Genomic DNA, 15,729 nt, shown 5'->3' on the forward strand with positions numbered 1-15,729 from the left:
GAAGATCAGTACTAGATTCGAGATTCGAGATTCGAGATTCGAGATTCGAGATTCGAGATTCGAGATTCGAGATTCGAGATTCGAGAAGAATTGTTAAGGGTTGGCGTTTGCGTCAATCCTTTTTTATTACTGGTGAATCTAGTACTGATCTTCCGACCAACTATCACTATCCGACATATCCGGAGCACCCGCGATACTGTTCTCTTCGTCGGCCCACTCACCGAAATCAATCATCTGACACTGCTTGCTACAGAAAGGGCGATGTGGACTCTGCTCACCCCACTCAACATCAGTCTGACATTGTGGGCATTTAACGATGGTGATTTTCTTAGACATAATGGTTCTTAGTTGGGTGTGGTTCTAGAATTGTAGGCCTGAGCATGGCTCAAGCCAACTTTAATAAGGTATTTAGCGACAAATAAGCTAGCTGCAGACAGCGAGCTCAAATTCGATATCTTGAGTGCACGCCTGACCACTTTCAAAACACATAAACTTCACGGCAAAGCGGTTTTTATGTCCTGAAATCATTGGGTAAGCGCCATACTGCATTGGAATTGAGAGTCGTAAGATATTGGCCTCTTCAGCATCGCTCTGGAAGAAGCCTGCACGAGCGATTTGTGGTTGGAAGTGACCCGTTTCACGAGTTAGCTTTAACCATAGGGTTAGCGCGTCATACAGAGGCTGTAAGCTATCCATCCAAGCTTTAGCATCGTTCATTCTCTTATCGAGAGGCAGATGTAGCCAGTAGTGCAGAGCCGGTAAGTCAAAGCAGCATGAACCACCCGGAAGGTTGAAACGCTGACGAATGGCACTCAAGAAGCGATCTTCTTTAAGAGATTGGCCAAAGCGTTCAGCTAGCATTAGTTCACGGTAGATGCTGCCGATGTCTTCTAGCAGTGAAGTGAGCATCTCTTGATCGACGCCTTCGACATTGAGCCAGCTCTTGTACGTTACACGCTGCTTCTCAATGTCTTTTGCCAGTTCACTCTTTAGCTGAATTTGCTCAAAGATTTCGATCAGATCGAAGATTGAACGAAAGAATAGTTGGTACTGCTGAGCATCTGAAAATGTTGAAGACAGGTGCAGTTGCCTCAAGAGGGATTCCACTCTTAAGTAGATACGTGTTTTCTCATTTAGAGGATGTTCAAATTTATGAGTGATCATCAAGCAAACCTTCATTCAACATAAGACTATTTTTACCGATCTTGTGTGCTTATTGCTAGATACTTTTGATGTAATTCTGTGATTTGAGGCAAAAGATCTTGGTTTTTAGTATGGTTTTTAATCACGTCGTCCGCAACCGCTAAACGCTGCTCTCGTGAAGCTTGTGATTTGAGGATCGCTTTGACCTGTTCTTCAGAGACATTGTCTCGGTTCATAGTGCGTTCAATCTGAACTTCTGTAGGAACATCAACAATTAAAACGCGATCTGCCATACCTTGCATCTGGTTTTCAATCAGTAAAGGCGCAACGAGTAAACCATAGGGAGAGCGAATGTTTGTCAGCCCTTCTTCAATCTTATTGCGGATCATTGGGTGAAGCAGTGCATTCAACCAAGTTTTGTCTTCTGGATTACTGAAGATCTGTTCACGAAGCTTAGCTCGGTTGAGGGTACCGTCTTCTAGAAGGATCGCTTCGCCAAAATGTTCAGCAATCTGGCGTAGTCCGTCACTGCCGACTGCTACGACTTCACGAGCCACGATATCGGCATCGACAATATCGATGTTGAAGTGCTCTTGAAATAGGTCTGCAACGGTGGTTTTTCCGCTAGCAATGCCGCCAGTGAGGCCAATAATGGTCGCCATAAATTAAATTCCTAAAACCGAAGTAAAATACCAAGCCATAATGTTCTCGCCCCAAATCAAACTTATCCAACCGGCAATAGCGAGGTAAGGACCAAAAGGGAAGGCTTTGTCGATGCCTTGCTGTTTCAATCGCAGCTGAATTAAACCAAACACAAGACCGACAAGTGAAGAGAGCAATATGATCATCGGTAGGTGTTGCCAACCAAGCCAAGCCCCTAATGCAGCGAGGAGTTTGAAATCGCCATAGCCCATGCCTTCTTTGCCTGTCAGGAGTTTAAATAGCCAGTAGACTGACCATAGAGCCAGATAGCCAGCCATTGCTCCTATTACAGAGTCTTGGAGGGAAATAGGACTAATGCCAAACAACGCAAGTGCAATACCTGACCAGACCAATGGTAGAGTGATTTGATCGGGCAGTAGCATGGTGTCAAGGTCGATGAAGGTCGCCGCAATCAAAGCAAAGGTAAAAAAGATCAGTGCGATTGCGTAGTAACTAAAGCCAAAGTGAACTGCAACAAAGCCACACATCACCGCAGTGAGCAATTCAACGAAAGGGTAGCGTGGGCTGATTGGGTTCGAACACTTTCGACATTTGCCTTTCAAAAATAACCAGCTGAGTACCGGAATATTATCGATGGCTCGGATCTGCGTTTCACACTTTGGGCATGTCGAACGAGGCACGCTGAGGTTATACGTCCCCTTTGGCATCGGAATCTTATAATCAGGAAAGCTCTCAGAGCACTCTTGTTGCCACTCTCGCTCCATCATAATTGGTAAACGATGGATAACGACGTTGAGAAAACTACCGATGAGTAGGCTGAAGATAAAAGCTAATACGGGGAATAGCCAAGGATAGTAGTGAAATACTTCCATAGAGTCCTGTCCACTGGGGTCTAACTGGCGAGAGCCATGAGTGTGTCATTGATTATCGCCTATCCTAACACACTCATTAGATTAAAGATCGGTAAGTACATCGCAACTACTAAGCCACCCACTACTGAACCCAGAAAAACGATGATGACCGGCTCTAAGATTTTGCCTAAGTTATCGACGGTATCGTCTACTTCAAATTCATAGATGGTTGCAACCTTGGTGAGCATCTCGTCTAGGTTGCCAGATTCCTCGCCGATCATCACCATCTGCAATACCATTTCCGGAAAGGCTTGGCTGTTACGCATCGCAATATACATCGGCATCCCTGCAGCTGTCTCTTTGTGAACCTCTGTAATGGCGGATTCAAAATGTACGTTGCCTGTGGTTTTGGCGGTCGTTCTAAGGCTCGTTAGGATCGGAATGCCAGAGCTAAAACTGGTTGATAGCGTACGACTGAATTTGGCGATGGAAGCTTTGGCGATGACCCCTCCTATGATAGGAAGCTGGAGTCCTAATCTGCTAAGGGCCAGCCTTATGGAGTAGGAGCGCTTACGAGCTTGAATGATAAAGAGAATAGCACCTGCAAAGCCAAGCAAAGTATAGAAGCTGTAAGCTTGCATCCAGTGCGACAGCGCCATCACCTTTGCGGTGAACCAAGGGAGATCGGCACCAAAGCCTGAGAACATAGATTCAAACTCAGGGATCACCATTGTCAGCATTAGAAATGAGACCGTTAAAGCGGTGACAACCACCATCACCGGGTAGATGAGCGCTTTTATGACTTTTGATTTTAAGCGTTCACTTTTCTCTCGATAGTTAGCCAGCCTTTCAAAGATCTCGGCGAGATTTCCAGACAGCTCTCCGGTTGCCACGAGGTCGGTATACAAGTCATCAAAATGACGGCTTGCAGTTCTCATCGCTTTTGATAGAGGTGTCCCCGCTTCAACGCCTTTGCAGATCTGCGACAAGATCGATTTCATCTCTGCTTTTCTATGATTATCTGACACCAACTTGATGGCTTGGATGATAGGGACACCAGTTCCTAGCATGGTTGCCAGTTGGCGTGTGAGCAGAGTGATGTCTTTTGCTTTGACCCTATGGGTTAGGCGAGTCAGCGCCGAGATGCTTTTTTTCTTTATCTTCTTAATCTGGATGTGCTGTTCGCGCAGCTTGTCTCTGACTTCAAGTTCCGTGAGAGCCAAGGTTTGCCCTGATACTTTTTTCCCTGAGCTGTTAACGCCTCTCCAGTGATAATTCTTGAGTTGTGATTGTTTGGGTTTGATTGCCATAAAATTCACACCGATGTAGGTAGAGAGTTAGATAGAAATAAAACGTCTAGAGATAGAGGACGCGTTGCAATTCTTGATAGCTAGTGACCCCGGACAACAATTTCTCTAAGCCCGAATCTCGGAGTGTTTGCATGCCTTCTTGTTTAGCTAGGGCTTCTACCTCAATCGCATTTGGGCGAGATATGAGGCTTGCTTTCAGCGTGTCAGTGAACGGCATCACTTCATAGATACCCACACGGCCTGAATACCCTTGATTGCACTCGTTACAGCCGTTCGGGTTTGCTTTAAAGAACCTATGGTTAGCATCAATGTTGTGATGGTGATAAATGGTTTGGTCATCGTCTTCAATTTTGCAATGTGAGCATAGTCGTCGAGCGAGACGTTGAGCAATGATGAGGCTCAATGATGAAGCCAAGTTAAAAGGCTCAATCCCCATGTGAGCAAGGCGTGTAACCGTCTCTGCGGCTGAATTGGTGTGTAGCGTTGAGAGGACTAAGTGACCGGTTTGGGAAGCCTTAATCGCAATCTCGGCTGTTTCAATATCGCGTATTTCACCAACCATCACGATATCCGGATCTTGGCGCAGAAAAGATCGCAATGCTTCAGCAAATCCAAAGCCTATCTTTGGCTGTACTTGCACTTGATTGACGCCGCAAAGGTTAATCTCAACTGGGTCTTCGGCGGTAGAGATGTTTCTTTCTGAGGTATTGAGGATTCGAAGTCCAGTATAAAGCGATACCGTTTTGCCACTACCGGTAGGTCCGGTCATAAGAATCATGCCTTGTGGGCGTTTCAGAGCATTAAGGTAGAGCGCCTTTTGTTGTTCACTGTAGCCTAGAATGTCGATATCAAGATTGGCAGCGCTGCTGTCGAGTAAACGAAGCACAATTTTTTCACCCCAAAGTGTTGGCAGAGTAGAGACGCGCATATCGATAGCGATCTCTTGATTGAGCCTTAGCTTAATCCGACCATCTTGAGGTAAACGTCTCTCCGCAATATCAAGTTTGGCTAGGATCTTCAAGCGTGCTGACAGTCGCCGACTTAGGTGCGCTGCCGGTTGTTGGGTCTCTATTAAAATGCCATCGCAGCGTAGGCGGACTCGGTAGTACTCTTCATAGGGCTCGAAATGGATATCAGATGCCCCTTTACGCACCGCATCGACTAGGATTTGATTGATAAAGCGACTGACGGGCGAGTCATCTTGACTAAGATCTTCGACAGAACTGACTTCATCATCAGAAATTTCCACTAAGTGAGCGAGTTCATCTTGGGTTATCTCTTTACGACTGCTATCACCATTGGCAATTACTTTGCCGTAAAGCCGCCGAATGGCCCCTTCAAGTGTGCGATAGTTGGCAACCACCAGTTCAATCTGAAGTCCGGTGGCAAAACGAAAGTCATCTTCAGCTTGTAGGTCAGTTGGGTCGGCAGAGGCTAAGGTCAGCGTGGATGCTGATTTGGCGATCGGTATGACTTGGTGTTGAGTGATGAGTTCGCGCAGACCAAGCTGTTCGCACAACGGCTCGTAGTCGTAATCCGCGAGCGAAATTAAAGGTAAACCCAAGATATGTGCCGTATGCTCGGCAAGGTTATCGGCACTAAACAAGCCATGCGCGATTAAAGCTTCTGGCGTTGAGCCACCAGAAGCTTGCAAGTCTTCCACTACAGCTTGTTCTTGAGTCAGGCTAAGGTGGTTTGCTTGACGCAGAACGGTGGGGAGGTTGGTAAGCATTAGTTTACTGGACACCAATCCGAAACAGCTGCCGTTTGTGTTGACCCATTAGCACAATCTATAGACCAAGTTACACCTGCGGTTGAAAGGGTAGGAGTTATTGTGATCTTATCTCCAGCCAGTAGTTTTCCTTTACTTTGTCCCGCGTCAATCACGGCTTGGATAGTTGTAGCTGCACCACTTACACCTGCAACAGAAGATACAGTGAACGCGCCTAAGTCTTGTGCTGTTGGTACGCCCCCGTTACCCGAAGAACAGTCAGCTTCGCCATTTATCAAACAGATCCCAAGCGAGGTTTTCATTGCAGAAGATGCATTAAGCATTTCACTTGCGTGTGTCTTCATTGTGTAATTCTGATAAGCGGGTACTGCAAAAGCGGATAGGATTCCAATAATCGCCACCACAATCATCAATTCAATTAAGGTAAAACCTTTCTGCTTTGTTTGTCTTTTTTTCATTGTTCTAATCCATTTATCGTCGGTTACAGTGCGAGCACCAGATGGATTAGAGAATAAGAGTCGATATCTAGGTGTGGAATGGCGTTCAGAGAAGGGCGCGAGTCGCTTTGAATTTATTGGTAACTTGTTTCATATGCTGCATGAGATTATGCGATCAAGTTAGATAAGGTGTCTCAATTGTGAAATGCTGGCAATAAAAAAGGCACCTTAGTAAACGGTGCCTTTGATATTAAATGTGTTTTTAATCAATAGATTACGCTTTGAAACGCATCGAAAGATCCATTGCTTTTAGATGTTTAGTCAGTGCACCTACTGAGATGTAATCAACACCGGTTTCAGCAAACTCAGCGATGGTGTCTAGAGTTACGTTACCTGAGTTTTCTAGAGCCGCACGACCTGCGTTGATCTTAACAGCTTCACGCATCATGTCTGTGGTAAAGTTATCCAGCATAATGATGTCCGCACCTGCGCTGATCGCTTGCTCAAGCTCTTCTAGGCTCTCAGTTTCAACTTCAACAGGTTTACCTGGGTTAAGCTTTTTTGCTGTAGAGATTGCTTTCTCGATACCGCCACAAGCGATGATGTGGTTCTCTTTAATAAGGTAAGCATCGAACACACCGATACGGTGGTTGAAACCGCCGCCACATGCCACTGCGTATTTTAGTGCACTACGCAGACCTGGGATTGTCTTGCGTGTATCAAGCAGACGACACTCTGTGTGAGCGATTTTTTCTGCGTAAACGGCCGTTGTTGTCGCACAACCTGATAGTGTCTGGATAAAGTTCATCGCGTTGCGCTCGCCCGTTAGTAGAGCACGAGCTGGGCCAGATAGTGTGCAAAGAGTTTGGTTCGGCTCAACTTTGTCACCATCTTGCACATGCCACTCGATAGTCACTTCACCGCCTAGCTGTTTGAATACTTCGTCAGCCCAAGCTTGACCACAGAAAATACCGTGTTCACGCGTAATGATGGTTGCGCTGTTAACCGCATCCGCTGGAATTAGACTTGCAGTGATATCAGCCGCTGGATCCAGTGTACCGCCTAGGTCTTCTTTGATTGTTTCTGCAACTGCGCGAGAGATCTCTAGTGGAAGCTGCTCTTTTAAGTAGTCAAGGCGTTGGTGGCTGTTATGTGTGTTTTTCATCGCAAATCTAATCTTGAAAGGAAGTGGGGTAGGAATGATACTCTTGCTGCACTGCAAATTAAAGGGTTGAGCCCGCCTTGAGTTAGGTCGAGCTCACACTGATAGCCATTATATATTGAGCAATAAAAGAGTAAGGAGCATGGCGTTTATGATGATCAGCGAAACTGGGTGGTATAGCGCCGCGAAACATCTACCTTCTCCCTTCTATGACGCCCGCCCTCAACAAGATGATGTGTCTTTGCTGGTGGTACATAACATCAGTCTGCCGCCGGGTCAGTTTGGTGGATCTTATATCGAGCAGTTCTTTACGGGTAAGCTCAATCCAGAGGAGCATCCGTTCTTTAGGGTGATTCACAAAATGGGCGTATCTGCGCACTGCTTAATTCGTAGGGACGGAGAGATTGTCCAGTTTGTCTCTTTCCTTGACCGTGCTTGGCATGCGGGTCAGTCGAGTTTTGCTGGCCGAGAGCGTTGCAATGATTATTCGATTGGCATTGAGCTTGAGGGGACGGATTTTGTTGCCTACAGCGAATCTCAATATCGTGCACTGGCTGAGCTAACCGATGCGATTACCCAGCGTTTTCCGCAAATCACAGCAGATCGAATTACAGGGCATCAATACATTGCCCCATTAAGAAAAACCGATCCGGGGCTCTCTTTTGATTGGGTGAAGTACCGTCGACGCTTAACTCTGTAGTGATTCTGATAATCATATATTGGCATATTGGTTTTTACGCCAATGTTAAAGGCTTGTAATCGTTCTGGATGCAGGCCTTTTTTATTTGCTCAAGAGTGTGATGAATCTTTCAAAAGGCCAGATGTGACCAATTGTTAATAGGATTTATTCCCAATCTGTGCGCTTGGTTTGAATTTTAATCAAGGCTGCCTAATCAATCTGAAATATTTCATTTTTATCCTGAAACTTTCTAGCACGAACACTCCCCAAAAGTATTAACGCTGTAAATGGTAAGACCAATTTGGTTGCTGTTTTAAATTTCATTTGTTAAATCATGGTTAATTCACACTGTGTTCTATGATTCAGGTCAATTTTCAGCTGGACAGTGGCGTTTTAATTATGTTAATTTCTGCACCAATTAAAATTGGTATTACCAATTACCAGCAAATAAAAAGAAGAACAGCAAACTATGGCTTATCAAAGGATTCGTCAGCCAAAACTCTCTGATGTTATTGAAAAAGAGTTGGAAAGGTTGATTGTGGAAGGAACACTGGCGCCCGGGCAGCAACTGCCGCCAGAGCGTGAACTGGCTAAACAGTTCGATGTGTCTCGTCCTTCGATCCGAGAAGCGATACAACGTTTAGAAGCCAAGCGCTTACTAACTCGCCGTCAAGGTGGGGGAACGTTCGTCAGTGAAAATATCTGGAAAAGCTTTTCAGATCCGCTCCTGAATTTGTTGTCCACTCACTCCGAAACCCAACTAGACTTGTTGGAATCGCGTCATGCGATGGAGGGAATTTCTGCTTACTTTGCTGCGCTGCGTGGTACCGAAGAAGACTTTGCTCGAATTCAAGCATGCCAAGATAACATTCGAGGCGCGCAAGAAAAGGCCGATATTGAAGCTGAATCGGCAGCTGTGATGGCTTTCCTTATCGCTTTAACGGAAGCGGCTCATAACGTAGTGCTTTTGCATATCGTTCGCAGTTTAGCTCCGTTACTTGAGCAAAATGTCTTAGAAAATCTAAAGCTGTTGCATCGTCGAAAAGACGTTGTGGAAAAAGTGAGTATACATCGAGCTAACATCGTGGATGCGATTGTTTCTGGCCAGCCTGAGAAGGCGCGTGAAATGTCACATTCTCATTTAGCTTATATCGAAGAAACATTGCTGGATTTGACCAGAGAAGAGTCGCGTCGCGAACGTTCACTGCGTCGAATTCAACAGGGTAAAGAGTCGTAATCCTACGGCTTTTTACGTGTTTAGTAGAATCCAACTAACAAAAAGGATAGATCGCCATGTCTGACATGAAGCATGACGTTGATGCTCTGGAAACTCAAGATTGGTTACAAGCTCTTGAGTCAGTAGTACGTGAAGAAGGTGTAGAACGTGCACAGTTCCTACTAGAAACAGTTCTAGAAAAGGCACGTTTAGACGGCGTTGATATGCCAACTGGTATCAACACTAACTACATCAACACCATTCCAGCAGCACAAGAGCCGGCTTACCCTGGTGACGTAACTCTTGAGCGTCGTATTCGTTCGATTATTCGCTGGAACGCAATCATGATCGTATTGCGCGCTTCTAAGAAAGACCTAGACCTAGGTGGTCACATGGCTTCTTACCAATCAGCGGCTGCTTTCTACGAAGTATGTTTCAACCACTTCTTCCGTGCTCCAAACGAGACGGACGGTGGCGATCTAGTTTACTACCAAGGTCACATCTCTCCAGGTATCTACTCTCGTGCGTTCCTAGAAGGTCGTCTAACTGAAGAGCAGCTAGATAACTTCCGTCAAGAAGTAGATGGTAAAGGTATCCCTTCATACCCGCACCCTAAACTGATGCCTGAGTTCTGGCAGTTCCCAACAGTATCTATGGGTCTTGGTCCAATCTCTGCGATCTACCAAGCTCGTTTCCTTAAGTACCTAGAAGGCCGTGGTCTTAAAGATACTTCTGCTCAACGTGTATACGCTTTCCTAGGCGACGGTGAGATGGATGAGCCAGAATCACGTGGTTCTCTATCTTTCGCAGCACGTGAAAAGCTAGACAACCTAACATTCCTAATCAACTGTAACCTACAGCGTCTAGACGGCCCTGTAATGGGTAACGGTAGCATCATTCAAGAACTAGAAGGCCTATTCAAAGGTGCTGGTTGGAACGTTGTTAAAGTTATCTGGGGTAGCAACTGGGATTCACTACTTGCTAAAGATACGTCTGGTAAACTACTACAGCTAATGAACGAAACTGTAGATGGCGACTACCAAACATTCAAATCTAAAGATGGCGCGTACGTACGTGAGCACTTCTTTGGTAAGTACCCAGAGACAGCTGCACTAGTTGCAGACATGACTGACGACGAAATCTTCGCTCTTAAGCGTGGTGGTCACGAGTCTTCTAAGCTATACGCAGCTTACAAAAACGCGGCAGAAACTAAAGGTCGTCCAACAGTAATCCTAGCTAAGACTGTTAAAGGTTACGGCATGGGTGAAGCGGCTGAAGGTAAGAACATCGCGCACCAAGTTAAGAAGATGGACATGACTCACGTTCTACACCTACGTGATCGTCTAGGTCTTCAAGACATCCTAACTGACGAAGCAGTGAAAGAGCTTCCGTACCTGAAACTTGAAGAAGGTTCAGCGGAGTACGAATACCTACACGCTCGTCGTAAAGAACTAAAAGGTTACACGCCACAGCGTCTACCTAAGTTCACTCAAGAACTTCAAATCCCAGAACTAGAAGAGTTTGCACCGCTACTAAGCGAACAGAAGCGTGAAATCTCTACTACGATGGCATACGTACGTACACTAAACATCCTTCTGAAGAATAAAGGCATCGGTAAAAACGTTGTTCCTATTATCTGTGACGAAGCGCGTACGTTCGGTATGGAAGGTCTGTTCCGTCAAATCGGTATCTACAACCCGCACGGTCAGAACTACACTCCTCAAGATCGCGACATCGTTTCTTACTACAAAGAAGCGACTTCAGGTCAGGTACTACAAGAAGGTATCAACGAACTAGGTTCAATGGCATCTTGGGTTGCTGCTGCTACTTCTTACAGCACAAACGATCTGCCAATGATCCCGTTCTACATCTACTACTCTATGTTCGGTTTCCAACGTGTTGGCGACATGGCATGGATGGCTGGTGACCAACAAGCTCGTGGTTTCCTACTAGGTGCTACTGCTGGTCGTACTACGCTTAACGGTGAAGGTCTACAGCACGAAGATGGTCACTCGCACGTACTAGCGAACACTATCCCTAACTGTATCTCTTACGACCCAACATTCGCTTACGAAGTTGCAGTTATCATGCAAGACGGTATCCGTCGCATGTACGGTACTGAGCAAGAGAACGTGTTCTACTACCTAACAGTAATGAACGAAAACTACGCAATGCCAGCAATGCCAGAAGGCGCTGAAGAAGGCATCCGTAAGGGTATCTACAAGCTTGAGTCTTACGCTGGTGACAAGTCTAAAGTTCAACTAATGAGCTCTGGTACTATCATGAACGAAGTACGTAAAGCGGCGACTATCCTAAGCGAAGAGTACGGCATCGCGTCTGACGTGTTCTCTGTAACATCGTTTAACGAGCTAACTCGTGACGGTCAAGATGCAGAGCGTTACAACATGCTTCACCCAGAAGGCGAAGCGAAAGTACCTTACATCGCTCAAGTTCTTGGTAACGAACCAGCAATCGCTGCGACTGACTACATGAAGAACTACGCTGAGCAAGTACGTGCGTTCATGCCAACTGAGTCTTACAAAGTACTTGGTACAGACGGTTACGGCCGTTCTGACAGCCGTGAAAACCTACGTCGTCACTTCGAAGTTAACGCAGGCTACGTAGTAGTTGCTGCCCTAACTGAGCTAGCTAAACGTGGTGATGTTGAGAAATCTGTTGTTACAGAAGCAATTGCTAAGTTCAACATCGATACAGAAAAAACAAACCCGCAATACGCATAAGGTAGAAAAACAATGGCAATCGAAATTAACGTACCTGACATCGGTGCTGATGAGGTTGAAGTAACTGAGATTCTAGTAAACGTTGGCGACAAGGTTGAAGAAGAACAGTCACTGATCACTGTTGAAGGCGACAAGGCTTCAATGGAAGTTCCTGCGTCTCAAGCGGGTATCGTAAAAGAGATCAAAGTTTCTGAAGGCGATTCAGTAACAACTGGTTCTCTAATCATGATTTTCGAAGCCGAGGGTGCAGCGCAAGCTGCACCTGCTCCTGCGGCAGAAGCAGCTCCAGCAGCGGCTCCAGCTCCAGCAGCAGCGGCAGAACTGAAAGAAGTTCACGTTCCAGATATCGGTGGCGACGAAGTAGAAGTTACTGAAATCATGGTTGCAGTTGGCGATGCAGTAGAAGAAGAGCAATCTCTTCTAACTGTTGAAGGCGACAAAGCATCAATGGAAGTTCCTGCACCATTCGCTGGTACAGTTAAAGAAATCAAGATCGCTTCTGGTGACTCAGTATCAACTGGTTCTCTAGTGATGGTATTCGAAGTGGCAGGCTCTGGCGCTCCAGTAGCAGCTGCTCCTGCAGTTGAAGCGGCTCCAGCAGCAGCTCCTGCAGCATCAGCAGAAAAAGAAGTAAACGTTCCTGATATCGGCGGTGACGAAGTAGAAGTTACTGAAGTAATGGTAGCGGTTGGCGACACAGTAGAAGAAGAGCAATCTCTAATTACTGTTGAAGGCGACAAAGCTTCAATGGAAGTTCCAGCTCCATTTGCTGGTACAGTAAAAGAGATCAAGATTGCAGCTGGCGACAAAGTAACGACTGGCTCTCTAATCATGACGTTCGTTGTGGCCGGCACTCCGGTTGAAGGCGCAGCACCTGCTCCTGCAGCGGCTCCAGCTCAAGCGGCAGCACCTGCTCCAGCAGCAGCTCCGGCTCCAAAAGCTGAAGCTCCAGCGGCGGCACCTGCAGCTAACGACTTCCAAGAAAACAACGATTACGCACACGCGTCTCCTGTTGTTCGTCGTCTTGCTCGTGAATTTGGCGTTAACCTATCTAAGGTTAAAGGTACTGGTCGTAAGAGCCGTATCCTTAAAGAAGACGTTCAGTCTTACGTTAAAGATGCACTTAAGCGTCTTGAGTCTGGTGCTGCGGCATCTGGCAAAGGCGGTGACGGCTCTGCTCTTGGTCTTCTACCTTGGCCAAAAGTTGACTTCAGCAAGTTCGGCGAAACTGAAGTTCAGAAGCTTTCTAAGATCAAGAAGATCTCTGGTGCAAACCTACACCGTAACTGGGTAATGATCCCTCACGTTACACAGTGGGACAACGCAGACATCACTGAGCTAGAAGCATTCCGTAAAGAGCAGAACGCAATCGAAGCTAAGAAAGACACTGGCATGAAGATCACTCCACTTGTGTTCATCATGAAAGCTGTTGCTAAAGCTCTAGAAGCGTTCCCAGCGTTTAACTCTTCTCTTTCTGAAGATGGCGAAAGCATCATTCTTAAGAAGTACGTAAACGTAGGTATCGCAGTAGATACTCCAAACGGTCTAGTTGTTCCTGTATTCAAAGACGTGAACAAGAAAGGCATCTACGAGCTATCTGAAGAGCTAATGGCTGTGTCTAAGAAGGCACGTGCTGGTAAGCTAACTGCAGCTGACATGCAAGGTGGTTGTTTCACAATCTCTAGCCTTGGCGGCATCGGCGGTACTGCATTTACGCCAATCGTAAACGCTCCAGAAGTAGGTATCCTTGGTGTATCTAAGTCTGAAATGAAGCCTGTGTGGAACGGCAAAGAGTTCGAACCACGTCTACAACTTCCACTATCTCTATCATACGACCACCGTGTGATCGATGGTGCTGAAGGTGCACGCTTCATTACTTTCCTAAACAGCGCACTATCTGACATTCGTCGTCTAGTACTGTAATTTAGAAAGTAAATATTAAGGTGGCTTTCGGGTCACCTTAATTCTTTATACAAAGTATTTTTTAGAGAACAGTTCCCGCTTTTCTCATAAAGCGAAAGGGAAGTGTTGTCTAGCTCACAGGCTAACTTAAAGCTACTTTCACACTGTTAACATCTCTGTAAAATGTTGGTTGTTTGAAAGCCCAATAATTTAAGAACATCTTCTCAAGCCTGTTAGGGATAATGACTACAAGAGGTCACAATGAGCAAAGAAATTAAAGCCCAAGTTGTTGTACTTGGTTCAGGTCCTGCTGGTTACTCAGCTGCATTCCGTTGTGCGGATTTAGGTCTAGAAACAGTACTAGTTGAACGTTACAGCACTCTTGGCGGTGTATGTCTAAACGTTGGTTGTATTCCATCAAAAGCACTTCTTCACGTTTCAAAAGTAATTGAAGAAGCTAAAGCGATGGCTGAGCACGGCGTTGTATTCGGTGAGCCACAAACTGACATCAGCAAGATCCGCATCTGGAAAGAGAAAGTTGTAAACCAACTGACTGGCGGTCTTGGCGGTATGGCTAAGATGCGTAACGTGACTGTAGTTAACGGCTACGGTAAGTTCACTGGTCCTAACTCTATCCTTGTAGAAGGTGAAGGCGAGTCAACAACGGTTAACTTCGACAACGCTATCATTGCAGCGGGTTCTCGCCCAATCAAACTGCCATTCATCCCACATGAAGACCCACGTATTTGGGATTCAACTGACGCGCTAGAGCTGAAAGAAGTACCAGAAAAACTACTTATCATGGGTGGTGGTATCATCGGTCTAGAAATGGGTACGGTTTACCACTCTCTAGGTTCTAAAGTAGACGTAGTTGAGATGTTCGACCAAGTTATCCCAGCTGCAGACAAAGACATCGTTAAAGTATTCACTAAGCGCATTAAGAACAAGTTCAAGCTAATGCTTGAAACTAAAGTGACTGCAGTTGAAGCGAAAGAAGACGGTATCTACGTTTCAATGGAAGGCAAAAAAGCACCAGCTGAAGCTGAGCGCTACGATGCTGTTCTTGTTGCTATCGGTCGTGTTCCAAACGGCGCACTTATCGACGCTGAGAAAGCAGGTATCGAAGTTGATGAGCGTGGCTTTATCAACGTTGATAAGCAAATGCGTACAAACGTTCCTCACATCCACGCGATCGGTGACGTTGTTGGTCAACCAATGCTTGCTCACAAAGGTGTGCATGAAGGTCACGTAGCTGCTGAAGTTATCTCTGGTAAGAAGCACTACTTCGACCCTAAAGTAATTCCATCAATTGCGTACACTGAGCCAGAAGTAGCATGGGTTGGTAAGACTGAGAAAGAAGCGAAAGCTGAAGGCATCAACTACGAAGTTGCTACTTTCCCTTGGGCAGCTTCTGGTCGTGCAATCGCATCTGACTGTGCAGACGGTATGACGAAGATGATCTTCGACAAAGATACGCATCGTGTAATCGGTGGTGCTATCGTGGGTACTAACGGTGGTGAGCTTCTTGGTGAAATCGGCCTAGCAATCGAGATGGGTTGTGACGCAGAAGATATCGCTCTAACTATCCACGCTCACCCAACTCTACACGAGTCTGTTGGTCTAGCTGCGGAAGTATTCGAAGGTTCAATCACTGACCTTCCAAACAAGAAAGCAGTGAAAAAGAAGAAGTAATTCTTCTTTAGCCACTCGCTAATGTTTTTGAAAGCCGCTGATTCGTCAGCGGCTTTTTTGTATCTGAGGAAAAGACAGGAATGTTTCACTCCGAGATGCGAGTACGCTGCGCTTAGAGATACAAAGAGCGGATGCATAAAAACAAAAGGGCTGACCCATTAGGTCAACCCTTCAATAATTCTTTTCGAATCTCGAATCTCG

The 15,729-nt window shown here is 46.0% G+C and carries 13 protein-coding genes; 5 read left to right on the plus strand and 8 right to left on the minus strand.

What is annotated here, in order from left to right:
• Positions 1-138 precede the first annotated feature (138 nt).
• From yacG to nadC, 8 genes are all read right to left on the minus strand, one after another.
• Entirely contained in the window at positions 139-336 is a 198-nt protein-coding gene (yacG, locus tag KI743_RS21950; protein ID WP_285468179.1) for a DNA gyrase inhibitor YacG, read from the minus strand.
• Positions 337-423: 87 nt separating this feature from the next.
• Positions 424-1,164 (minus strand): cell division protein ZapD, encoded by a 741-nt coding sequence (zapD, locus tag KI743_RS21955; protein ID WP_032550155.1) that lies wholly within the window; start codon positions 1,162-1,164, stop codon positions 424-426.
• 32 nt (positions 1,165-1,196) lie between these two features.
• On the minus strand, positions 1,197-1,805 hold the full coding sequence (coaE, locus tag KI743_RS21960; protein WP_150869262.1) for a dephospho-CoA kinase: 609 nt from the start codon (positions 1,803-1,805) through the stop codon (positions 1,197-1,199).
• Between the two features lie 3 nt (positions 1,806-1,808).
• On the minus strand, positions 1,809-2,678 hold the full coding sequence (locus KI743_RS21965; protein WP_285468180.1) for an A24 family peptidase: 870 nt from the start codon (positions 2,676-2,678) through the stop codon (positions 1,809-1,811).
• 59 nt (positions 2,679-2,737) lie between these two features.
• On the minus strand, positions 2,738-3,967 hold the full coding sequence (locus KI743_RS21970) for a type II secretion system F family protein (protein WP_285468181.1): 1,230 nt from the start codon (positions 3,965-3,967) through the stop codon (positions 2,738-2,740).
• 46 nt (positions 3,968-4,013) lie between these two features.
• Complete coding sequence (pilB, locus tag KI743_RS21975; protein ID WP_285468182.1) at positions 4,014-5,699, minus strand: type IV-A pilus assembly ATPase PilB; 1,686 nt, start codon at positions 5,697-5,699, stop codon at positions 4,014-4,016.
• Entirely contained in the window at positions 5,699-6,157 is a 459-nt protein-coding gene (locus tag KI743_RS21980; RefSeq protein WP_285468183.1) for a prepilin-type N-terminal cleavage/methylation domain-containing protein, read from the minus strand. Before KI743_RS21980 ends, pilB begins: the two co-directional genes overlap by 1 nt.
• 253 nt (positions 6,158-6,410) lie before the next feature.
• The gene (gene nadC / locus KI743_RS21985; RefSeq protein WP_285468185.1) at positions 6,411-7,301 is read right to left on the minus strand and encodes a carboxylating nicotinate-nucleotide diphosphorylase; all 891 of its coding nucleotides are present in this window, start codon (positions 7,299-7,301) and stop codon (positions 6,411-6,413) included.
• 148 nt (positions 7,302-7,449) lie between these two features.
• On the opposite strand from nadC, the gene ampD reads away from it, so the two are divergent.
• The 5 genes from ampD (at position 7,450) to lpdA (ending at position 15,528) form a co-directional block, all read left to right on the plus strand.
• Positions 7,450-7,998, plus strand: coding sequence for a 1,6-anhydro-N-acetylmuramyl-L-alanine amidase AmpD (ampD, locus tag KI743_RS21990; protein ID WP_285468186.1), 549 nt, complete (start codon positions 7,450-7,452; stop codon positions 7,996-7,998).
• Between the two features lie 448 nt (positions 7,999-8,446).
• Positions 8,447-9,214 (plus strand): pyruvate dehydrogenase complex transcriptional repressor PdhR, encoded by a 768-nt coding sequence (gene pdhR / locus KI743_RS21995; RefSeq protein ID WP_032550147.1) that lies wholly within the window; start codon positions 8,447-8,449, stop codon positions 9,212-9,214.
• A 56-nt stretch (positions 9,215-9,270) separates the two neighbouring features.
• Complete coding sequence (aceE, locus tag KI743_RS22000; protein ID WP_032550146.1) at positions 9,271-11,934, plus strand: pyruvate dehydrogenase (acetyl-transferring), homodimeric type; 2,664 nt, start codon at positions 9,271-9,273, stop codon at positions 11,932-11,934.
• A gap of 12 nt (positions 11,935-11,946) precedes the next feature.
• Positions 11,947-13,857 carry a pyruvate dehydrogenase complex dihydrolipoyllysine-residue acetyltransferase gene (aceF, locus tag KI743_RS22005; protein ID WP_285468190.1) on the plus strand — a complete coding sequence of 637 codons (1,911 nt, stop codon included), beginning with the start codon at positions 11,947-11,949 and terminating at the stop codon, positions 13,855-13,857.
• Between the two features lie 240 nt (positions 13,858-14,097).
• The gene (gene lpdA, locus KI743_RS22010; RefSeq protein ID WP_032550144.1) at positions 14,098-15,528 is read left to right on the plus strand and encodes a dihydrolipoyl dehydrogenase; all 1,431 of its coding nucleotides are present in this window, start codon (positions 14,098-14,100) and stop codon (positions 15,526-15,528) included.
• Positions 15,529-15,729 lie beyond the last annotated feature (201 nt).

Source organism: Vibrio sp. D420a (assembly GCF_030248625.1).
GTDB classification, from domain to species: domain Bacteria; phylum Pseudomonadota; class Gammaproteobacteria; order Enterobacterales; family Vibrionaceae; genus Vibrio; species Vibrio fortis_A.

What these genes read in the sequence shown, in the direction of transcription:
- yacG (WP_285468179.1), bottom strand. Translation starts at nt 336, where the DNA reads ATGTCTAAGAAAATCACCATCGTTAAATGCCCACAATGTCAGACTGAT.
- zapD (WP_032550155.1), bottom strand. Translation starts at nt 1,164, where the DNA reads ATGATCACTCATAAATTTGAACATCCTCTAAATGAGAAAACACGTATC.
- coaE (WP_150869262.1), bottom strand. Translation starts at nt 1,805, where the DNA reads ATGGCGACCATTATTGGCCTCACTGGCGGCATTGCTAGCGGAAAAACC.
- KI743_RS21965 (WP_285468180.1), bottom strand. Translation starts at nt 2,678, where the DNA reads ATGGAAGTATTTCACTACTATCCTTGGCTATTCCCCGTATTAGCTTTT.
- KI743_RS21970 (WP_285468181.1), bottom strand. Translation starts at nt 3,967, where the DNA reads ATGGCAATCAAACCCAAACAATCACAACTCAAGAATTATCACTGGAGA.
- pilB (WP_285468182.1), bottom strand. Translation starts at nt 5,699, where the DNA reads ATGCTTACCAACCTCCCCACCGTTCTGCGTCAAGCAAACCACCTTAGC.
- KI743_RS21980 (WP_285468183.1), bottom strand. Translation starts at nt 6,157, where the DNA reads ATGAAAAAAAGACAAACAAAGCAGAAAGGTTTTACCTTAATTGAATTG.
- nadC (WP_285468185.1), bottom strand. Translation starts at nt 7,301, where the DNA reads ATGAAAAACACACATAACAGCCACCAACGCCTTGACTACTTAAAAGAG.
- ampD (WP_285468186.1), top strand. Translation starts at nt 7,450, where the DNA reads ATGATGATCAGCGAAACTGGGTGGTATAGCGCCGCGAAACATCTACCT.
- pdhR (WP_032550147.1), top strand. Translation starts at nt 8,447, where the DNA reads ATGGCTTATCAAAGGATTCGTCAGCCAAAACTCTCTGATGTTATTGAA.
- aceE (WP_032550146.1), top strand. Translation starts at nt 9,271, where the DNA reads ATGTCTGACATGAAGCATGACGTTGATGCTCTGGAAACTCAAGATTGG.
- aceF (WP_285468190.1), top strand. Translation starts at nt 11,947, where the DNA reads ATGGCAATCGAAATTAACGTACCTGACATCGGTGCTGATGAGGTTGAA.
- lpdA (WP_032550144.1), top strand. Translation starts at nt 14,098, where the DNA reads ATGAGCAAAGAAATTAAAGCCCAAGTTGTTGTACTTGGTTCAGGTCCT.